General features: G+C 56.4%; 6 protein-coding genes and 1 pseudogene. 1 reads left to right on the top strand and 6 read right to left on the bottom strand.

Features of this window, described 5'->3' with window-relative positions; genetic code table 11:
• Window positions 1-345: 345 nt before the first annotated feature.
• The 3 genes from AC3ITY_RS10420 to AC3ITY_RS10410 form a co-directional block, all read right to left on the bottom strand.
• Window positions 346-1,725 (bottom strand): mechanosensitive ion channel family protein, encoded by a 1,380-nt coding sequence (locus AC3ITY_RS10420; protein WP_489308832.1) that lies wholly within the window; start codon window positions 1,723-1,725, stop codon window positions 346-348.
• Between the two features lie 174 nt (window positions 1,726-1,899).
• Complete coding sequence (locus tag AC3ITY_RS10415; protein WP_489308830.1) at window positions 1,900-8,148, bottom strand: hypothetical protein; 6,249 nt, start codon at window positions 8,146-8,148, stop codon at window positions 1,900-1,902.
• Window positions 8,145-19,544, bottom strand: a complete 11,400-nt coding sequence (locus AC3ITY_RS10410) for a hypothetical protein (RefSeq protein WP_489308828.1) — start codon at window positions 19,542-19,544, stop codon at window positions 8,145-8,147. Before AC3ITY_RS10410 ends, AC3ITY_RS10415 begins: the two co-directional genes overlap by 4 nt.
• A 318-nt stretch (window positions 19,545-19,862) precedes the next feature.
• Between AC3ITY_RS10410 and lldD the strand changes: the two are divergent.
• Window positions 19,863-21,022: pseudogene (gene lldD, locus AC3ITY_RS10405) on the top strand (FMN-dependent L-lactate dehydrogenase LldD).
• 82 nt (window positions 21,023-21,104) lie between these two features.
• Here the strand turns inward: lldD and msrA are convergent.
• The 3 genes from msrA to AC3ITY_RS10390 are packed head-to-tail and all read right to left on the bottom strand — an operon-like array spanning window position 21,105 to window position 23,451.
• On the bottom strand, window positions 21,105-21,560 hold the full coding sequence (gene msrA, locus AC3ITY_RS10400) for a peptide-methionine (S)-S-oxide reductase MsrA (RefSeq protein ID WP_489308826.1): 456 nt from the start codon (window positions 21,558-21,560) through the stop codon (window positions 21,105-21,107).
• The gene (locus tag AC3ITY_RS10395; RefSeq protein WP_489308824.1) at window positions 21,557-22,477 is read right to left on the bottom strand and encodes a homocysteine S-methyltransferase family protein; all 921 of its coding nucleotides are present in this window, start codon (window positions 22,475-22,477) and stop codon (window positions 21,557-21,559) included. The genes msrA and AC3ITY_RS10395 overlap by 4 nt, the downstream gene beginning before the upstream one ends.
• Window positions 22,474-23,451 (bottom strand): ABC transporter substrate-binding protein, encoded by a 978-nt coding sequence (locus AC3ITY_RS10390; protein WP_489310830.1) that lies wholly within the window; start codon window positions 23,449-23,451, stop codon window positions 22,474-22,476. Before AC3ITY_RS10390 ends, AC3ITY_RS10395 begins: the two co-directional genes overlap by 4 nt.
• Window positions 23,452-23,479: the final 28 nt, after the last annotated feature.

The raw sequence follows: 23,479 nt of genomic DNA, 5'->3' as shown, positions 1-23,479 counted from the left end.
ACATTCAATCGGGCAGTCACACAATGAATGCATGATAGGACCAATTGCCATCGATGCGCAGATGAGCTTGGAACTCATAACCTCCGCAATGAGTCCAGGCTGTGTGAAACGCGCTCAATACGTCGAAAACTGAAAGTTACGGGCGTTACCTGCGAAACCGGCAGACGGACGCGCGAACTGTCCTTGTCAGCTACATCCGGCATTTACGTACGATCAAGCGGCTGGATTCACGCTCTGATTGTTCACGCCGACGCTGAATTGACCCACGTGCCGAGGCAAGACTGCCCCATGTCCAAACCTTCAAAAATCCAGCACAGACAAGGATTCGCGAGGAGTCAGACTGGGTCAGTGAAATCTCAGCAACTGGGGCAATTCGGCGTAGGCGCCAACACGCCTGGCGGCTTCCAGCAACATGGCTTCCACCTGCCGCCACGGCGTGTCGTAGCCGATGGTCGCCACCGTATCCACCACGTAGCCGGGGCCTTGCACCGTACGGGAATAGTTCTTGGTGACCGTGCCGGTGATCATCGAGTTGGGCAAGGTCAGCACTTCTCCCAGACCGGTGCGGATGCTGGTGGTGAACATGCCCAATTCGGTCACCGTGCCTTCGTATTCGCCAATGCGCACGAACTCACCGGGACGCAGGGTTCGTGTGTAGGTCAGGATCAACCCCGCCGCTGCCTGACCCACCACGCTGGTAGCGCCCAGCGAGATCATCAGGCCGATCAGCACTGACAAGCCTTTGAAGGCATCGGTGCCTGCACCCGGCAGGTACGGATAAGCCATCGCCAGGGCAAACAGCCAGATCGCCAGCGAGGTCAGGCGCTGGGTCGGTTGCAGGGTTTCCTGGTTCAGCCAGCTGAAGGTGCCCGGCGTCGCCATGCGCTTGAGCACACGGCGGCTGAACGCCGTCGCGCCACGGGCGATGAAGAAAATCGCCAGCGCCACACCCAGTCCCGGTATGGCGCCAATGATCGCCTGAAACAGATAGCTGGCGACCTCGAACAGGTAATTATTGAGGCTTTCCCCCCAAGGCCGGGTGTAGGGGAATCGCGACAGGACAAACCCCAGCCACTCATAGGTCAGCAGCAACAACACCAGCCATCTCAGAAGCCATAACAGACGAACGACAAGCGGGTACAGATAGTTGGCCTCCAGCACCTGAACTCGCCCGACCTTCAGCGCGCGGGTGTGCCGGTCCATCAACTCGGGCAGCCGCAAGAGCAATCGTCGTCGCAGATAAGCCACGCCCCAGAGCAACACGGCATAAATACCCGTGGCGATGGCGGCCGCGGCGAGCGAGCGCAGAATCAGGTGCAGGTTTCGCGCTTCCCCGGTTTCGGACACCACCAGGCGCAGCTTCGCGGCCGCGTCTTCTGCCGCTTGCTGGACAGATTCGTACTCGACATCGTCGACGTCCTTGGGCGACACGATGAAGGCACGTCGAGCGCCCAGCAGCACCATGTAACTGTTCTGGATCGGGTCAACGGAAACCGTCAGGTCATCGGACTCGTCCAGAGATTCGCTGATCACCGCTTTGGCCCGCTTCACCCGCGAAGCCGGTGCCTCACCCAGAAGCGTGGCGCGAAACACCATGATGCTGCGGTTGGCCACTTTCAGTTCGGCGGAATTTTCAATCGGCTTCACCGGGTCTTCAGCCCACAGCAGCGTTGACCAGAGCACACTGAAAACAATCATCAACAAGGCAGGCAACCTGCTCCGCATGTGTCTATTCCTTGGGTCACAGGTGTGAGGACAGGATACAAAACGCAGCGTAGTCCAGCGATGGGGGATTGTCAGATCGGGACGCATCTGTGGGAGATTCCATGGTCGAGGGTAAGCCCCCTGGAGGAACAATGCTTGCTCTCGATGCAGGTCCAGACGACGCGATCTTTCGTTTTAACTGTCGGCTTTACCGGTACACACTCCCCCCGGGCTAAATCTCCAGGCATGCACATCCAACGGTGATGTGGCTGATTGTTGGTCAAGCGCCAGACAAGTCGTGTTCAACACAAATGCGCTCCGATCAATCGATAGCTCTGCTTTACCCGACAAATCTCCATATCCGACAACCCGATCACTGGACACCACCATTAAACGCTCAGGCTGACCGGCAAGAGTGGCGTCCTGCCATTCAATCGGTACGGAACTGATGACTCGGCGCGTACCTGAAGCATCGCGACTCACCAATGCCATTCTTGGCAGTGCTCCAGCCTGCACCGAAAGCAGCCAGGGTGTTTTTCCCGCAAGGGGAATATCTGTCAGGTCCAATAATTGTTGCAGCTTGCTTGCAATGGATGCGTCGTATTCAGTTGGATTAATTGCTTTCGCTTGCTGGGGTATGCCGTCAGACCATTGACGAAGAGTCAAACACTTCATGAGTTCGGGGTGATCCTGCCAAGGTGCGGGATTGTTCAAAATATCCGCCACGGAAAAAACATCGGTACTGGCAAATACCTGATCAGCATGAGTCACAAGGGCAAGCTCAACCGGCGCCAGCATCGTCTGGAACGTCTCTATGAATACGCCAATCAGAATGGGGTCGTTGTAACTGTACCCATCGACCCACTTTCCGCTCTGGTTTTTGCGGCGTTTTCGTTGCCGCCAAGTCAAGTTCAAACTCGCCGCTTGCGGTTCTGAATAGCTCACTGCGGTCACTAGATCGGATTCTATGTGCAGAACGTCACGAACTGTCGCGATGCTAAGCAACAGCGCTTTGCTCTGATTGGTTTTCACATCACCGATTATTGTTTGAGATGAAATCCGGTGCAGTCGCCAATCCACGCCATCCCAATGTGTTCCCACCGGGCCTTTGTACTTAAGGGTTTGATCGGTAAGTGCATTGTTTCCACGCGCATTGCGCAGCTGGAATGTTACCGCTGGGCCAACAACAGTTTGCGGGCCTGACATGGAGAACGAGTAGCTCAACATATCCCCAGGACGAACCGTCCATTGAGTGACATCCACTACTGGAGCGATCACGGAACAGCCGGCCGGTGTTGGTTTGATTGCGTTAACGATAAAGACGGGCCACTGAGTACGTAGCGGCGCGATCGCTTGATCCTGTTGAAAGTGTACCGATTGATGGAACGTCAGCGCTCCTGGCATGGATCTTTGAGCCGCCACCCCATCGATCCAAGTCGCTGGCGAAGCAACACGGGTCAAACGCGCGGACTCGGCGTCTTTTACCAATGGCGCGCTGCTCAACGCCTCGATCGTGAAAAGTTCTTGTGTGCTGATCTGCATCCGACCTTGCCAGCCTGTGCCGTGCACGTCCTGTGTGGCCTCTGCCAGGGAATACCTGGAGACGGCGGCAGGTAAAACCGGTAATGGGCGGGAGGTCTCGACATCACTGATGGCTGCCACCTGAAACAAACGGTGAACGGCTTGCACATCATCAGGCCGCCCGCGAACGACGACGATCGCCCCTCCCCGGCTGGATAGCCGCTTCATTTCCTGCCGAGCCCAATCCTGAACAGAGCTCTCCACCCCTTTGTTCGTTACGGTGACCAAAGAAGAGGCAATACAACTCAAAGGCAGCTGAGTGCCGAAAGGCTCCAGCGACAACAATTCCAGTCGCACTGCTTGAATCGTTGACGTCTCAATGATCGTACGAACGTCGATCACCTCCACGACAAAGGGTGCCAACTGCACTCCCTTCTCCGTAAACAGGGCCGCATCGAACAAACAGATACCATTACCACTCAGCACTGGTGACCAGTCGATTAAAAGGTCCTGCGTCACGGGAAGCTCACCTTGGCTGAAACCAGCCGGCCGTTGCGACGATGCCAGCGTACCCAATGCAGCCGGACTCAGCAGTTCAGCCAGCGCTCCGCGCTCGTGCCATACTTCTGTATCCTCGCCATCGCTAACAGGGCTGCACGCTGTAGCGAGTCTGGGGTAAAAACGCAGCTGGTCCTGAGTGGCGATTACAAACGTATCTTGAACATTCAACGCAACCACAATGCCGGTGTTTCTGAAGGCGAGTCGCACGACATGACCGCGAATGAGCTCTTGCGTTTCGATCGCGCGTGCGATGGCAATCTCCGGATCGCCAAACAACCTGATCTGGCTGCTGGTTGCCCGCTTTTTCTCATCCCCAAATGATGGCGATAACAAAAGTAGGCATGTCAGTTTGAGACAGGGGGTCCCGCTTTTTGCTTTCTCGACTCTTATTTGATGCACTGACTGAAAGCGCACCTCCTGGCCCTTGCCATCTTCCAGGCAATGCAGAGCAACGGCATTGATGCCTGAACCAGGTAACGTCCCCTTCTCGGTCAGTTTCAGCTGGTCAAACACCAGGCATACATGGTGTTCGAAGGTTGATGCCGGATGAGTGCTTTGCAGACGGAAGTCATTTTTGAACTGCACGCGTCCGGTCAACGTCGACTTCAGATACCTGAATTCGACAAGATTCAAAGGCCCCGTACAACCAAAATACACATCAGCCCTTATATGCTGGTCCAACGGATCACAGGGGCCGAACAACTTGCCTGCATCAAGTAACGCACTGGCCCGGACGGTCCAGTCCAGTCTGGGTGTCTTGCCATCCTGATTGACTTCAATACTGGCTGCGACTGCAAAGCTGCCCGAAGCAAAGTTGCCCAGAGCAATTCCCCAGCGAGAAGTGGAAGACTGAAACAGCGCCACATCCATATCCACAGCCTTAGACGCCGTGTGTACTTGCAGGTGCTCCAATCGGGCGGAAGCCGCAACACTGAATGGCAGGGTTAACGTCCCTTCTGTTCCTTTCCAGAGTAATGTCGGTTTAGGATCAAACCCTTCAATCGACCAGTGGCTCTGTGCGCTGGTGTCGCACTCACAGATGGCATCGAACCGGCAACTGAAGCCGGTAATCTTGTCTTCTACGCTTTGGACCGTCAGTTCGATCCTGTAACCACCACTGTCGAGTGGTTGCACGTTGATGAGTTTCGGTTCGGTGCTGAAGCGTAGCCTCCCCATGGAGGTGCTCAACGTGATAGACGTTACCGTCAGTTTCAAATTGGCATCGACCATCTCCACCAGGCCTTCGATTCGTTCCAGGCCGACAACAGCATCCTGGTCAGCGAATGTCGAACCTGACACGTTCCAGTCGAATGTGCCGTTACCGGAAGTCACGTTCCAGGTTCCATTGCCGGCAAGACTGAGTAAGAGATCGACCTCGCCACCAGTGCTTGCCAACGCGGCCTGGCGATTGATTGAAGGCGGTGCGACTCGTACCGTAAGGCGTACCGATGCCCTCGTGAACTCAATCAAGGAACCTGGAAGAATGGCGAATGGGCCGACGCAAGGTGCCTGAGCACTTGAAGAGATATGCTGCGAGCCAACCAGATCCCACACCTGATCGTCGAGTTGCCCTTTGGAATTCTTGATTAACCCATCGAGCAGCGACACCCCTATCGGCCAGGTTTCGGTCACCCCGTCCAACCGGAAATCGGTATAAGTCGTGAAGGTAATACGGTCTGCGCTGCTTGCACCTTCGGATACTTCCCGTTGTGCGTTGTTCCATGGCTTCCAGCGCTTATTGGCACCGTCAGCGAACAGGTCAAAGGCCCGCGACACAGCGAGCGATTGGCCGAAATTGACAAAGTTTCCAGTGCTCCCGGACGGGGGATTACTGGAGAACTCCAGCCAGAATTTGTCGAGATCGTCATTGTGTTCGATTGACAAACTGCCAGACTCACCGACGTTTACACTTGAACCAATCGTGATGGTCCGTTTTTTCTCCGACAGCTTGCCGATATTGATTTGCATCGACAGCGCTGGATCCTCTTTCCCCTTGCGGGTGTATTGCATACTCAGTGAATTGATCGTTACATCAGCACCGGGCAGCCACCCCTTGAGTACCAGGGTTTCGGTTGCGACTCCATTTCGCGCGGAGAATCGATCGCTGTCCGGTGTGCTGGACCTCCTGTAGATCGCCACGTCATCAACCGGACGAAGAGTTTCCAGCGATGCCGCACTGATTTCGTCGGCAGTGCCACTGCCCTCATGTTGACGTAACCATCCATCAACCAATATGGGCGGACCATGGCGATACTGCAATCTGGATTCGGTCGGCAGGTACCCCAGTCCAAATATGTTGGGATGGAACATCTCGCCACCGATGGCCATTGCGTTTATTGGCGACCCCTCAAGACTGGGGAAAAGGTGGGATGTGAATGCGGGCAACTGCTTAGCCGTCAACTCCAGTTTCAAGTCTCCCTTCACGTTGACCAGGGGGGTCAACGCACGATTGTTATCGAGCAGCAAAGCACTTGATGGGGTCCCGGCGTTTGGCCGCGTATTGAGCAGGTAAGCATTTTTGATACTCGTCCATACCGTGCTTTTTTTCGCCAGTGCCGCAGGCAGCGTCAGAAACGTACCGATCTGATTGACATTTTTCTCCAGCAGCCAGGTAGTGTCGTCAGCAGAAAACGTCTTGGGACCGGTCAGTCCAACCCAAAGCGTAGCGCTGAAATGCTCGGCTATAGCCTGGGTGAGCTGTTCGGACAGAACTGTCGGGGTTGCATCTGCAGAGGAGAAACACTGGCCAAAGGTTGCCGAGAAATCAGGCAATACCGGCGCAGTGTCCTGCACGTTGATACCCGCTTTACCCGGCCTCACCCACCATGCCGGTGTTCTCCACACCAGCACAGCATCCGAGAGTTCCAGCACAATCTCGTTCGGCATGAGCCGTAAGCGTACAGCCGCATGAATGTTTTGCTCGCGCCCGCCTTCCACAGCCCAGGCCGATAAACCGGCAGGACCGCCGATTTCTCCTAACGGTACGCCGCCCCTGATCACCTGTGCAGCATACGAAGTCGCCTTCAGCAGTTTTGATGTTTTCTGCACATCATCACGGGATGCCAGTTCCGGCAAGTCGATCCATCCTTGCGCGGTTGCCAGCCATCGCGGCTGAGCCGATACGGACTCTGATTGATGATTGACCCTGACATCCAGAGAAGGCGCCACGGCAGCGAACTTCATGGGCGTTGACGACACTTCTGATACTGCCGGTCCCGCTCCGGAACCGGGTATCCAATTGACCTTGACCATTTTTACCGTGGGTTTGAAATTTTGAGTCGTCAAGCTCACGCTGACACGCTGGAACTGGTTGTTGTTACTCGCATCGATCGACAACGAAGAATGCGCGAGCGCTGCGTCAAAAACCGACCGGCGTCCCTGCTCGTTCCAACGGATGGTTGTGCGTGCCGAATCGCGCAGCAAAGTCACAACCGCACCGCGGGGAACATGTCGAGCTTGCGCCTTCTGCATTTCATCCACGGACCAGAGTTCGGCCATCATTGCCGGTTCGCTCGGTCGACTCAGGCCCGGTTCCACATCCTGGCAATCACCGTAAGGATTCAGTGAGAGACTATGAAATTGGAGATCAAGAAACGCATCTTTCTTGAACAGGTAAAATGCGCGATAGACAAAGCCGTCTGCCCTGGTGTCCAGCACTCGCCAGCGACGAGCGCAAGTGGCCAGTTTTTTTCTACCTTCGGTTCCCGGCCAGGTATCACCGTCTGGGCTGTTACTGGAAAAACGCTCCCCGACCATTTCGATGGCATTGTTGTCTGGTTGACCGTCAAGCCGCCAAAACGCTACGAGGTCGTTAGCCCAGGCAACATCCTGAGATTCCAGTTTTGGGAGCAACAACGTTTCGATCGTAGCGACATTGTCGATGCGCAGCTGCGATTGGATCGCCAGTCCCAAGGCGCTCCACACATAGGTCCAGGGTGCATTGCGCTCCGGGGTAGAAGGCCATAACGCCATGAGGACCCAAGCCTTGGCATTTTTAAGACCACTGACTGTCAGTTCCCCTACTTCGATTTCATAGCGATTGGCACCGTTGCTCCCGACAACCACGTGTCCATCCGCTGTGGCCGGCCAATTTTCCTCATACGGCTTCAGCCTGTCGGGGGTGTTGTCGGACGCAAAATCCGGCGTAGTCACCCTGACACGACACTTGGCATTTTTAACCCGCAATCGCAGCCGCTGCGGATCCTTATTCGCCAGTTCAAGTACTTCGACCGTACGCGGATCGAGCTCCAGTTCCAGGCGATGCCTGATTGCACACAAAAGCAGGCAGGAGGTTTTTTTATTGTCTGTTACATAAAGGCGCCGCCCAACCACATCGCCGATCTCAATTGTGATGGTGTTCATGACGCCTCCGTCATCGCATAGCGAATACCGTCTCTTTCGATATAAACCTGCAAGACCCAACCCGGCATATCGCCACGCAGGGACCGTACGAGCCAGTGCAATTCCGGTGCGGCAAGGCTCAATGAACACTTCAATGCCAACTTGCCAAGCCAGGGGGCTTCGTTCGTATCGCTTTTAAATTGATGTAAACAGGCTGTCGGATTAGCCCCGCTGTAGGGACTGACCAGCATCTGCGCCTCGAAGTGAGGTGGCGAATCCCCATAAGAAATCGCGATGAGGTCAACCGACATGTTTTCGTCTTGGTTTCGTGCCTCGACGATATACCTGGCGATCAGATCCGGCGTCTGCAGCACTGGTATGCCCCCCATCTCTGCAGTCGGGTCGCACGCTTTATCTCCCCTCGCTTCCTCCATCTCCGGCGTCGGGTCGCGGGTTTCATCCACGGCCATCCAATACGCACGCAGTTCCTGCGGCAACGCATCGAGCGCTCGTGCAAATGGCATAACCAATTCAAGCAATGAACCGTCGAACGACCAGGTGAACGCAAGGCCTCGGTACTCAAGACCCGCACCTGGCTTGCTGCAGAACATGGGTTCAATCGGCAGGGCCGCGTTGACCATTCGGGGCTGGTCAGCCGACACTCGCACACCGGCCTGCGTATTGCCCTCGACATACCAGGCATAGGCTGGAGGCAAAAACGCATAGCGAAAACTGTTGTATCCCCGTCGCACGTAATCGGCTGGATTATCTTGCCGGGCAATGCTGGAGATCCAGGCAGCCGTCGGCTTGCTCTCGATTGATCCGGACTCCCACGACGCCTGCAGCATGTCCCAATCAATTTCGCATTTATTTTCCGCCAACAGTTGCGCGAACTGTTTGCAGTTAGGGTGTTGTATCCGCTTCAACTCGATGGTCTGCTCAAGAAAGTCGACACGCCGAGCCAACGCGTTGTAAAGATGCGCTCGCTGCGCGCAGTGCACTTGAACCCAGGCATTGACGCTGCCGTCGAGGGGGTCCACCGCCATGCTTACAACTTCCGGCTGCAAATCAAGTGTTCGAGGAATGACAACCGTATGCAGTCTGTTGTCCAGGGCCAGGTCTTTAGGTCCCTGATTCGTAGCCTGCGGGGCATGAAAGTCGTATCGACGAATAACCTCCACGGCAATTTGGAGATGGCGTCGATAGCCAGTTTCAAGCTCGTGAACAAACTCCACCTGCCCGGCGATAACAGGCAGCACAGACGTCGAATTGCCGAGGGGATCTGTATGCTCGGTGCTGCCATCGACGGCCGTTTCCTCCCGTTGAGCCGCATAGGTTCCGTCAAAATGCCACATATGCGCGCGCAATCTTTCAATCGGCCTGGCCGGGCAACGTTCGATAAATCCTGTGCTGCGTTCGGCGGCTTCGCGCACCAGCGCAAACCAACTGTCCGGCCAAACGGTCGCCCCGGACGGTAAAGGCTTAAGCCAATCCAAAGCATAATGAAGTGCTGTCCAGTTTTTTTTGTGCAGCACCGTGGACGGGAGCAGCCTGTCCAGAACGCCTGTGCCGGGTTCGGCGGCATTGCGCAACAGACGCAAGATATCCATGACGAAGACACGCACGCTGTAGAGGGTTATGTCCTTGTGCAACTCGCGCTCATGGCGTGGCCGGCGTTCAAACGAAATGATTGCCACACCCGACTCTTCGAATCCCACTGCCCATTTTTCGATTGGAAGTCGATCGTCGTCCACCTCTACCCAGAGTGTGGCGCAGCAACCTAGGCCCTCAAGCAATCGCCAACCGAACGCATCGTTTTCCTTAGGCGAGCGCTCCAGCAATTCAGCTGCTCGATCCGCGAAAGGTTCGACCGTTGGCGGTGGACACAAGGGTTCGTCGCTTGAGATTTCAACAAGCCAAAAAGAACTGCGGGCCTTCAGCTGTTTGACGAAGGTATTGATGGCGACATGTATTGCCCCCTCACCTCCACCATGAAAAGTGCATTTGTTGAACCAACGGGCCATCGACTCATCGGGCGCGTCGTCGGGAGCGGTATCCACCGCGTGAACACGTAATGCTTCACAGGGGTGGCAGTACCAATCGCTGTGCAGTGCAAGGCTGCCACCTTTGGCACCTGGAAGCGTCTTGGGCAGCACAATCTGAGGCAATGCCCGATACACTTTTTCAGGCAGAATGGAAAAACTCCTCACTTTCTGCAAGGGAGCCGGGATCTTCGGATTATCGAGGTCTTCGATGGCGTCTCGCAGCCATATCCGATAACCCACCGGCGGCCCGAAGCGCTTGTCCTTGTCTGCCCCGGAGTCAGCATGATGGCTCAACAGCCCCACCAGGCGCACACGCAGGTTTTGATCTTCAGCACTCAAGCACTGTATATCCGGATGGATCCTGAAGTCGTCAGCGCTTGCCCACTCGCGGGAACGTATCGGGAGATTGGCCGGGAAGCGCTCTAGCGCAGCCACTTCGCGCCCCTCAGAGAACATTGCTTGAGTCGGGTCGACCTCTTTTGCCATGGGAACATCGGGTGGAATCTGATCGGTGATCGCTATCCGGCAGCGCTGAAAGGGTGTCGGTATATCAAGTACCTCACCGTCAGCATCTCCGCCCTCCAACCTTATGTAAAACTCCGCTGCGTCCATCCCGCCGATAAGTAAATCGGTCCAGAAACTATCTTCGCTTTGCGACGAAAATGATCGTATGGCCCGCAGGACGACTGAAGCTCTACCTTCATTTGTTTTCACCAAAACTGTTTTCCAGATCGGGTCGAAGGATATTGGTTGGGCATCTGAAAGTGCCGTTTTACTCATTCGTCGCGACTGGACAGGCTGCGGAATCCGTAACCCGCTGCCGCTCAGTTCTTCGTGCCATTGCAGCGAGATATCGGTTTCATTACCCGCGCCGTAAGTGCCGACCCTGCCGGCGGGCACAGTACGACGATAGACTTTGAGTCGTTTCTGGAACGCTACTTCATAGAGGTCTGTACCTGACGGTCCAGACAGTTCCTCGCAGTCAATTAAAACGCATAGCTCCAGCTGTGCAGCTTGCGGCGGTGTGCCCTCCAAACGCATACGCAGCAGCGCCTGCGTTTGAAGAAGAGTCGGTGATTCCCTGACCGGCTGGTAACGCACCAGATCAATCACTTCGGTGCACAAAGTCCCGTCGGCTTTCCCGCTTTTGCTCCCGATCGGGCCGATGGCTCTTATGGTGTAACGCAGCGTCAGGCTGCGATCCACTGGCAGGCCACAGTCAATGAACTGAAACTGCGGGCGCACGTAATAACAAACGGCTGAATCGACCGAATCACACACCAGCCAGTTTGGAATGAAGGTAAACGTCTCTGAGGTCAACTCTCCTTCGAGAACCTCGCGAAGGACCTCGAAGTGCCGAATGCCGCTATGGTTTTCAGGGCCATCACGCATCTCTTGGCCGTTGCTCACGCGAGTGAGTTGCCAGCTCAGGCCGATTTCTCCCTGGCCCTGGAACCAGTAGCTCAAATCCGGCTCGATAAGAAAGTGCTGGTTCAGGCCAATAGGATCGCGCCAATCATCGAGATCAATCCTCTGGTCGAACATGTACATTTCTTTGGCAAACGCGCCAATCCCCTGTTTGGCAATCAGGTCGGCCATTGTCTCGGTAGGGGAGATGTCACTGAATTCGAGTACCAGTCCCAACATGGCGGGAAACCTCAACGGGTTCAGTTCGCCAGCCAAGTCGCACGGCTCTTCCTTACCCACCTCGGCATCCGGACTTTCCGCCAGCCGCAACAACGAGGCAAGCAGTTCACCATCGGTGATTTTGCCTGCGTCCCCTATCGCGTCGGTATTGGGTCGACGGGCCTTGGCGAGATAGTCATCATACGTTGTCTGAGTTTCATCAGACCCGCTCAGCCGTTTACGGAATCGCGTCGAGCGCCTTCCCGGGTCCGCAAGAACTGCGGGATCATCAAAGTCGCCGGCCACAGGATGGCGGGTGCGGGGATCGACAACTTCCTTGATCTCCTTCGCAGGCTTGGTCTGCAAACTCTGGAGAAGGTGTGCAACCAGCAAATTTTTTCCTGCATTGCCGGCATCACCCCGCAAATACTTGGCGGGAACAACCTCCCGAGCACTCAACTCGTCGATGAAGTAGATGTCCGGCCTATTCGCGGTGTCGTATGCAGGCGAATACCCTACGCTGCCCTGCAAACAGTTTTTCCCGACAGGATTGAGCTTGATGCGGTGACGGCGCACGTTGACGGTTTCACCTTGGGGTAAAACCGGATAGCCATTACCCTTCTGACTCGGATCGGGATATAGAACCACCCGTGTACGGCCATTTACCCGACGCAGGTGGTAGCACCACTTGGTATTTTGTTGAGTACCGGGCGCTTGAACCGACTTGAGTCCGATCGAGTGGCGCAACCAGGGTCGCGTATCGGTTTTCTCTGCAAGTTCTTCAACCATGTGTGTCGGCGCGGCTAAAACGGGTTGGGCAGACCCTTTTATGATGTCCGAAATCGGCGGGACCAACGCGTCGATCTGTTGCCGGGCAGCACTGACCCGCTCCGGGTTCGAGACAATGCGCAATCGTGCGCTGAACTGGTAGCCACAGATGTCCAGCGCTACTTCAGCTGTACCTGAAAAGCCAAGACCATCAGGAACAATCGCCGCCGCCACATCAGCTGTAACGGTTAGCCGGACCGACGCGCTCAGGTCGAAAAGGGTGAGGGTGAAACTCCCCCAGAAACCACTGACTTCAATTCTTTTGTAGATACGCGCGGAGATTTCCAGCAATGCACTGAATGCTACATCCGCCAGCACATACATTTGCCCCAACGACGTCAATGCACCGGCGAACGATGCCTGCAACTGGAAAGCGGCCCGTGCGCCAAGTTCTACGTTGGCAAACCCCAGGTCACCGGAGAAGCTCATCCCGACCTCTGCCGCAATCGCCAGGTTGAGACCGACAACATGGGTACCGCGGTAATAGCCAATGCGAAAACCCGATTCGGCAACGCCTTTCGCCACGCCCAAATCTATTGAGTAGCGGGCTTGTCGTGGATAGCCAATCTCGAGCAACGTACCGCGAGGATCACAATAGAACGCTACCGATTGCCGGGAACTGTCCAACGCCATGTGCAACATTTTCGCAACGATGCTTTTTTCGACACTGGGGCCGAATTTTGAGTTGGGCAAGGTCAGGAATCGACCATACAGAACCTGCTCGCGCGGGGACAATCCGATCGCACCACGCACAGCAGGTGCCGACACAAACTCGTCGAGCAATGCGTCATCCGGTGACACAAGGAACCAACCGCTGATTCCCGCAATGATGTCGAGCCGATCGTCGATCGATAACACCAGTGTGGTGACGAAGGGGTGGTCTGTCTTGCGGTCAAGCAGACCAAACGTCACCTGTGCCAGCCCTACCAGTGAATAGTAGGCATCGTCACCCGGTGGATAGTCAGCCACCCAGGACGCCGGCGAACCCGGATCGGGAATGCCCTCCCTAAGTGCTGATTCCACCCTTTGCGCCATGGGTGTTGCGCGTTTTTCACTGGTTGAAAAATGCTTCAGGGCCTGATTCCCTGCGGCACCCACGCCAAGTTTGCGCAGAAAGAATCCGTAGCCCAGGGAGTCGGTCCGGTCGGTATCGGCATAGACGACGAAAGACGGTTTGGGCCCCTGTTTTTTGTCCGGGTCCAGTACACGGGTCAGCTTTACCATGACCCGAGTTCCGGGAAATGCTTCGGACTCAAGACTGGCTACACCGCCAAAACCATACTCCTGATCATCATCAAACTCAGTCAGACTGCCTTTGAACTGAAATCCTGAAGCCAGCCCGATATCGACGCCCAACGACATCAATTTGATGCTAGGCACAATGGCGTCGATGTCCGGTTGCCAGAGCCGGATGTCCCCCATGGTCAAGCCGCAATTGAGGCTTGGCATTTCCACCTTGAAGGCAATGTCGCCGAGCAAGCCGACCGACTTGAGCGACAAGTCACCCAGTTTGTGTATTTCCATACCTCGCAGGGTGACCTGGAAGATACCTGCCAGGTCAAAGGTGCGGGGGGTGAACCAGACCTTCAGATTGGCACTGCCGAGTTTGGCCAGATCCAGATTCTCGAAGTGGGCCCGGGTGCCATCGAACAGATCGCTGTACTCAGCCAGTCTTCCACTGAGCAATCCGTTTGCATCGAACGCCAGGCTCCCCGTCATACCGCCCGTAGCGGTCCAGCTGGATTGGAGATACTTCAGAGAAAGGTTGATGCTGTCGACCTGCACTTCCAGGCACAGTGCCTGAACATGAAAGGTACGCCCCATGGCAATTTTGAAATCGGCCATTGCCCCCAACTCAACGCCCTGCTGCGTTTGTTGCTGGAAGAAGGACAGCGTCAATGTGCCCTCGGCATCGTCAAAAAACTTCAGTCGCGCATCGGCGCTGATTGAGGCGCTGACCAGACGACCGCGTTCGACCCGTAGATGCCCTACTTCCCCTGAAGCCTTGTGGACACTCAGCGAATCGCTGAGCGTTGGTAGATTGTTCAGTTTGATATTGCCGCTTCTGACCGTCGCTTCCAACGTCGCCCCCGCCGAACCCAGACCAAACGTCTTGACATCGAAGGTGTAGCCCCCCGACGCGGGAATGGTGATTTCAATCGGTTGCGTGCTCAGGTTGAATGCAAGGGTGTCTCCTTGCCCTGACAAGTCGAGTTTGGCGTGCAAGATCTCCGGAAGTTTTAACTTTGCCACCTCGCCAAATTTTGGCTCACGCGCTGTCTCCGGTACGGTGAAATCGAGATTGAGAGCAGAGGCGTTACAGGAAAAGGCATTGGCAGCCAGTTTCAGGTAACCCTGACCATCGATATCGCATGAAGCCGTGAGCGTGCAGCCGGCGTTGATCCCTCCCCAGCCTTGCCCCTCAAAATGGACATCAAGCAGCAGTTCCAGATTCAGGCTTGCTGGCGTTATGGTCTTCGATACCTCTTTCAATGCAGCCTTCAATTGAGCGGCTGTACCTGCAAACCATTGGTCGCTGACGTCAAGTAGCGTGAACGCCTGGGCGCTTGTCCCAGGACTCACTTTCGAGGCGAATAGCCACGCCGGGATCCGCGGCCCTTCCGCCCCCAGGGTTATCGGCAGTCGCACTGCCTTTGCTTTGGCTTTGGCTTTTGAAATATCCAGCGTCCCCAACTCAATCACGATCGGTGCAAGCGATTGATAAAAGCTCCGAGTCGGCACTACGCGGGTTACACCGCCTACAATGGCTGCAAGTTCCATTCTAAGAGTGACAGATAAACTGGAAGGCGCTTTCAATGCAACAGAAGTCGAATCGCTTGTGAGGTCTGCGTTTATCGAGAATTGCTCGTTGACGGCAACGGGGCTGAGCCCGAGCGCGGCAATAGGAGAGCCCAGTTGTATTTGGAGGGTCTTGAACGAAGCGTCTAACGTAGCAAAGGGAGCGAGGTTGTGATCAATACCCAGGCGCAATGAACACTCGCTATCGGACAACTTCGCCCTGAACGGGAGCGCCCCTTCAATCAGCTGCTGCATGGCCGCACCGAAACTCCATTCCACGGCACGGTTTCTACGGTCAAACTTGATGTCGTTGATCGATAAAAGTGTGGTCAGCGGATATTCAATTGGCCGGCGAAGCCAGGGTATTTCGATGCGTAAACCAAGCTTGAGGTCGACGGATTGATCGCCTACCTCAGCGGCGGCAACCAGGATGATTTTGACGTCATCACCCAGGGGACCGAGCCAGCTGCCTACATCGGCTTCCAACATGAAACTTGACGTTATCTCACCAGCCGACAGTTGAACATTCAGCTCAGTGTTATCGGCACTTGGCCCCACCAGATCCACGGACTCGATGGCGGTCCCTGCCTTGATCGTCACCTCCACCGGGGTCGCGAACCTCAATGCGGCACCTTGCAGATTTTGCTGTGGCGTACCTGGCTCGATGATCGGCGCGATGCCGGTGACCCAGTGGCTGGAGCCCCCGCGGGCTCCAGTCTGTACCAATGGGTGGGCGGTTGCGGGCTCTGTCAGCAACGCAATACCGAATGGCCGGTTCGCTGGCGCAGCGATGATAAAACCGGTGGTTGCCGACGCTACGGATTTTGCGCCAGGCCACTGCGTTCCTTCTAACTCCTTCAGATAAAACACGGATTCAAGATCGGCCCGATACTGGCGAACCTCGGTGTTGTCGGGGCGGATAGCTTTCAGCCAGGTTTTAAGCTGTGGATCGGCTAGCTGAACAATCAGGAAGTCGAGCACGACAACTTCTTTATCGATACCCCAACCGCTGAAATTTTTTAGCCGTACATCCGTCAGCAACCAATTTTTGATGGCTTGCTTGAATCCCGCCGACCCCAATGATTTCTTCAGAGATGACGCATCAACATGCGCCCAGAGTGCAATGGCCTTGAGTGCGAAGCCGCTCTGAAAAAGATCAAAAAGTTGAGGCTTGCCGTCAAAACCCAGCCCCATCACCGGTGTAACCAATACCTGCCTTAGCGACACTCGCCAGAGATCCCACATGGCACGCCGAGCGAGCTCGGAACTTCGCAACATCGCGCGCCAACGGTGCAGGCTCGGCCAGGTGAGCAGCGCCGCCGCCATTTCCTTCGAGGAAGTTGTCGACGTCGACGCCTGCTTTGGTTTCCATAGACGTGGAGCAAGGGCTAACGCCCAGGGATCCAGCGCCGATTTTACCTTGAAACTGAAAAAGCGATCCTTATCTGCATGCTGGCTGAACTCAAACCCTGTGGCAGCTAAAAAATCACCAGCAGCGTTGGGCAAAACAATGTCCCGCAAACGCCATGACAGAAACTGTAGAAAAAGCCCCAGGTCCCCTGGGGGAGCCGCCTTATCCTCATAAACCAATGTCTGTTTCAGCCAGGCAAATCGAACATGAATCCCCTCCTTTGCAATCGTTATGGAGAAGCTGTCAACCTTGGGCAAAACCCGGGTATCCGGATCCCGTACCGCCACTTTGAAGATCTCGAAGGCTTGCAGGGCCAAAGCGTCCGCTGGAACAGAAAAGGTGCCGGCAATCCCAGTGTCCAGAATGTCCCCTTCAGAAACGACCTTGCCTGTATTGGCGTTGAACTTACCGACAGCAATGGGCCCCCTCGAACGACTGTCGCGCCCATCGAACGCATTGATCGTGACACCCGCTTGCTCGTCCAGCTTCCAGACGATGCCTGCTCCGGTAAGTTTCGTCGCGCTGGTACACAGCAAAGCGCTACGACGCTGGTGTTGATCAAATTCATAGAGTTGCAAACGAGCCCAGCGCTGATTGAACACGTAATGTGAGCGTAAAGGGTGCGCATGCCCGGTCGGAACGACCACGTTATCCGCGTCATAGGCGTAACCGCAGTAAGCCGCCGCCTGAACTTCACGGGCAATTTGAGCCTCGATCAAAGTAGCCGGAACGCTCTTCCATCCGCCCGTGAACAAATCAGGGGCAATACCTATACGCTCGGCGGCCTGACGCAAAAGCTGCGGGGTGTAATAGGCAGGTGCGTGAGCGGGCGCGGGGTGGCGATTGTCAAGTCGTGGAGCCGGAGACGGGGGATTTTCCGCCGGCTTCCACCACGGCTCCAACGAGTCCTTGAAAACTCTTTTCCCCTTCACCTTTTCGATGAAAGGCGACGATCCGGGGACAATCTCAAGAACGCCCAAACCCGTTTTAATTTCTGCACTATTCAAGTGATGGCGGATATTGGCTTGTGGCCACGTGGCGACACCGTTGAGTGTCCCAACATCCACCGCTGCCCGGACAGGTATTTTGACTGCCTTTGCGTTTTCCAGATAATCGTGCTTTCCGGTCAACAGTTCCGCCATTTCAACTTCGAATGCCGCTTGATCCTGCTTGGAAGTTTCCCAGGCCGCCGTCATCCAGCACAGCAAGGCATCCCGCTTTTCTTTGCCAAACATCGCGGAGCTGGCAACAAAAACTTCACGGGGGGTCTTTTTGAAGTTGGTTGCAACAAAACCAGGATTTTTAACCGCTATACGCAGTATCAACGCCAATACGCGTTCACTCTGGATCACCTGACCCAGTGAACGGTTTGCCCAGGCAGTCGGTACACCGGGGTTGCCCGGGATGCGCAACCAGACAATCTGCCGCAGTAGATGCACTGCGTATTGCCATAGGGCCCGGCGAGTCGCAGCGAGCGTCCGCAGGTGCATTGCATAGCGATACATCATGTGTGGCCGACGGTGAAACTTAAGGCTCTCCTCATATGTCAGTTCTTGAGTGATCGCAAGTAACGGTGCAGTGACGCTGGACGCCGAACAGATGTTCTCCCCCGAGCCTGTTTCGTAACCCCCACCTGTCGACAGGTCGTCCTGCCATTTGCACTTATCCGGTGCCCTCAACCCAAGTTCGGCAAACGAATGTCGAGCCTTGAGCGGACGGTTTTGATCGGTATTGAGCCAAACCGAAACCCCACCCAGTTGCGTGTTTTCGTCGGCCTTGGCTTTTTGCTGAACCGCATAATGGAACAACGGAATCGACAGGTTGGCATCATCGTACGCCTGCACAACGTCGAAGTAGCCCAGACTCTCCGCTTCTGAAACCGCACGAATGATGCGAAAAACACCCGCCCATCGCTCATCGTTGGCAATAAGGTCGCGGTCGCCACCCAGTATCTTCGGGCGAAGCTCAACGGCTTGCCATGGAACAACAGCGCCACCATAGGGTTTATTCGGGAGCTTGGGTGCAACCCGGCCAATTGCAAAAATGCGTCGTTTATGAAGCCATTGCGGGGTGTCGATGCCCACGGGCGCCAGGTAAGGTTGTTTATCACTGGGGGCATCGCTGACGAATGCCGGGTCCGTCGAGTCTATTTTGAACCAACCCGAAACGTCTTGAGCGCTGAAATACTGGTCCTTGTCCTCAGGGGTAAACCACCAGACATTGGCTCGGCCTACGGCACAAGAATCGAGATCGGTATGCTCCGAGGGTTTTTCCGCAACGCCTTTGAGCAACTCGATGAGAACCGGGCATCGATAGACCTGGTTATCCCGTGAGCCTTCCCATACTTCCAGGCAACGCTCCCACACGTCCCCCCAAACACCCGAAGGAATTGCATCGGTTGCATTTTTCAGCTCTGCATCGAGATAGCCGCGCACGCTGGCATTGCTGGCTGTCAATTGGCCGCTGACGATGACACCCAGCTGAGGAGACCAGCGGGTGTACATCTGGAACTCCAGCGTTGCATAAACAAGATCGACGGTAGAAGTATCGGCATCGAATACCTTGTTCAGTGCGTCATCGAGTGATCCGGGATCAAGACTCTCATCGATTTTCTCGGCCGCCCTGAAGCAATGGAAACCCAATTTCCACAGACGTTTTTTTCGATCTCGTATTAGCGTGTCGACAGGCGCTGCATCGCTTTCGGCCATGGCTCAATTCCCGTACACGAGAAAATAAGTAGCCGGAAAGCTGGACGCGGCGTTTGATAGGACACCGGGCGATTACGGTACCGTAGTGGCCTGTAGAAATCATGATAGCCAGTATTCGCAAAGTTGCTTCCCTTCCACGACTCGCTTGAATTCAAGGAGGGAGCGTGAATTCAATCGTTAAGCACGTTAGCGTCGATGGCGTGTATTGCTCGATTGGTCGTGTGAACAACGATATTCAGGTTCGACGCCCATACGTTAACCTGACCCCACGATTCGACGAACATAGCCCTCACTCATCAGACCAAGGCCCCGCACTCCATGATCATCTCTTCTGCATCGGACTACCGCGAAGCGGCACGTCGCAAGCTCCCCCGTTTTTTGTTCGACTACATCGACGGAGGCGCCTATGCAGAACATACGCTGAGGGCCAACAGCGCCGATTTGAGCCATGTCAGCCTGCGCCAGCGCATCCTCAAGAATGTCGAGAGCCTGAGCCTGGAAACCACCCTCTTCGATCAGCCTCAGTCAATGCCCATCGTGCTGGCGCCGGTGGGGCTGACCGGGATGTTCGCCCGCCGGGGTGAAGTGCAGGCGGTGAAGGCGGCGCAGAACAAGGGCATTCCGTTGTGCCTGTCGACGGTGTCGGTGTGTTCGATCGAGGAAGTCGTGGCCAGCGCACAACAGCCGATCTGGTTTCAACTCTATGTGTTGAAGGATCGCGGTTTCATGCGCAATGCGCAATGCGCAATGCGCTGGAGCGGGCGCAGGCTGCGGGGGTGCGCAATCTGGTGTTTACGGTGGACATGCCCACGCCCGGCGCTCGCTATAGGGATGCTCACTCGGGGATGTCCGGGCCGTTCGCCTCGTCGCGGCGCATTCTGCAGGCCATGACCCGACCGGACTGGGCGTTCAATGTCGGGCTGATGGGAAAGCCCCACGATCTGGGCAATATCTCCAAGTACATGGGCAAGGCCGTGACACTCGAGGATTACATGGGCTGGCTGGCCAACAATTTCGACCCTTCGATCAGCTGGAGCGATCTGGAGTGGATTCGTGAGTTCTGGAAGGGGCCGATGATTATCAAGGGCATTCTTGATCCGCAGGATGCGCGGGATGCGGTGAGTTTTGGCGCGGACGGGATTGTGGTGTCGAACCACGGCGGGCGGCAGCTCGATGGCGTGCTCTCAACGGCCAAGGCATTGCCGCCGATCATGCAGGCGATTGGCAACGATCTGAGTGTACTGGTGGATTCGGGTATTCGCTCGGGACTGGACGTGGTGCGCATGCTGGCGCTGGGGGCCAAAGGGGTTTTGCTGGGGCGGTCGATGGCCTATGCGCTGGCGGCCGATGGGCAGCGTGGGGTGGAGAATATGCTGGATATCTTTGCCAGGGAGATGCGGGTGGCGATGACGTTGACCGGTGTTACCTCCATCGATCAAATCGACGAATCGATACTGGTGCGCTCCCAACCGACCTGATTCTGGCCAATAGACCCAATTCCCTGTGGGAGCAAAGCTTGCTCCCACAGGGAATTTGTGCTGGGCCATCGCCCTCTGTGCATCAAATCGAACAGCTACTCCCCCCATGCTTCTCCAGATACCGCTGGTGCTCTTCATCCGCCAGCTCGAACTCACCCAGCGGCACAATCACCGTGGCGACCGGTTTATTCAACCGCCCCGAATCCTCCAGCGCCTGCCTGGCGACCGTCGCCGTTTGCGCCTGTTCCTCAGAGCCAAAGAACAACGCCGAACGATACTTCACCCCGACATCCGCGCCCTGGCGGTCGACCGAGGTCGGATCATGCAGCGTCCAGAAATGCTCGATCAGGCGGCTGTAAGGAATAACCCGTGCATCGAAATCAACCTGCACCACTTCGATCGAAATCGCCTCGCCAGTGGCCGACCGGGCAAAGCCGACCCGTGTGTCCTTCACACCCGGCAAGGCCCTGAAGGACGCTTCGGCACCCCAAAAACAGCCGGCGCCGAAGGTCGCCTGCTCGTGTTCAACAGCGGTCATGCGCTGACTTCCTCTGGTTGTGGCAACAGATGCGAGTGCAACTGCGCGATGTGTTCCGGCCCAATGCCGCAGCATCCACCGACAATACTGGCCCCTGCGGCGACCCACAATCTGGACCAGTGCAGGTAGGCCTCCGGCCCCAGGTCGCGACGGATTTCCAGCAAGGTACTGTTGGCCTCGGCCTCGGCATTGACCGGCGGGAAAGCGTTGGCATAAACACCCAGTTCAACAGCCTGGCCCTGGATAGCTTCGCGAGCCTCTGCCAATGCCGCCGCCATCACCTCCGGCTGGCTGCAATTGAACAGCACCGCCGAAGCCCCCAACCCGACCGCCACGCGCACCGCCTCGGCGACCGGTTCGGTGGAACGCAATCGCGGCGGTTCGCCCGCTTCATCCAGCAGCGTGAAGGACACCCACAGCGGCTTGGTTTCTATATCGAGATCGAGCGCCTCCACCACCGCGCGCACTTCAGCGATTGAGCTTTGAGTCTCCGCCAGCCAGACATCAACGTGCGCCTGCAACCCGGCAATCAGCTCGCGATGGATCGCCACCGAACGCGGGTGATCAAACAGATCCGGTCGATAGGACGCCAGCGCCGGCGGCAGCGAACCGGCCACCGTCACCGGCTCGCTACTGGTATCCGCCGCCTCTCGGGCCAGGCGCCCTGCCCGTTCGGCCAACGCTCGACCTTGCTCGGCAAAGCGCTCGTCACCGATATGAAAAGGCACCACCGCATAGCTGTTGGTCGTGATGATCCGCGCGCCGGCATCGACAAACGCCTGGTGCGCCCGCAGCACAAATTCCGGCGCTTCGATCAGCGCCAGCGCCGACCATTCAGGCTGGCGGAACGGCGCGCCGATGCGCTGAAGTTCGCGCCCCATGCCGCCATCGAGCAAACGCAAAGGGCGATCACTCATTGCGCGGCACTCACTTTCGGCGCCGATGCGTTCAGCCATTGATCAACGGTTGCGCCGTTCGCCTGGACCCAGGCCTTGGCGGCGACGTCAGCCGGTTGTTTTTCCTTTTCGATCTTCAGGATCAGGTCATTGAGCTGTGCCGGGGCGATGGCGAAGTTCTGCAGGAACTCGGCGATTTTCGGTGCGCGCTTCTGCAAGGCTGTGGAGGCCAATACATGGACTTTGGCATCCGGGAAGGCGCAAGTGATCTGGCTCTTGTTCAGCCAGTCCGGGTCGACCGTCGGGCTGATGAATTTCCAGCAGCCGTCGGCCTTGTACAGCGGGTCGTCTTTCTTGTTGTCCTGGGCATAGCCGTCGAACGCCGGTTCTTCCAGGCGACGCAGGTCATAGGCGGAGAAGATCCAGTCCGGGGTGTAGGCATAGAACACCACGCCACGCTGGGCTTTGTAGGCCGCGGCCAGTTTGGCGTAAGTCACCGAGGCTTCGGTGGACACCGATTCGAATTTATCGGCGAAGCCATAATCCTTGGCCTTGATCTCGCCGATGTAGGTCGACTCCCAGCCCGCCGGCCCCACCAGCAACTGCGCCTTGCCGCCGCCCAGTGGTTCAAAGAGCTTGGCCACTTCCGGTTTTTTCAGGTCATAGATGGACTTGACCCCGTATTTGTCCTGCAAGTAACCCGGAATGTAGAAACCCTGCTCACCGGCATAGGGGTGGGCGTTCGGCACCAGGGACTTGGTGCCGGCGGTGACGTATTTGGCCCAGGCCGCCGACTGGTTCGGCAGCCAGATGTCGGTCAGCACGTCGACCGAGCCATCGCCTTTGGAGGCGGCACTGAACAGCACCGGCACATCGCCGGCCAGGTACGAGACATCGCCATCGAGGCGGGTTTTGATCACTTCACCGAGGATGTGCTGGATGGCGATGGCGCCGGTCCAGTTCTGCTCACCAATGACGATCTTTTCCTTGGCCATCACGGCAGCCGGGAGAATCAGGGAGGTC

The sequence above is a fragment of the Pseudomonas sp. GL_091 genome, from assembly GCF_057837725.1.
The sequence above is the reverse complement of the archived record's forward strand: the minus strand, read 5'-3'. Positions and strand labels throughout refer to the sequence as shown.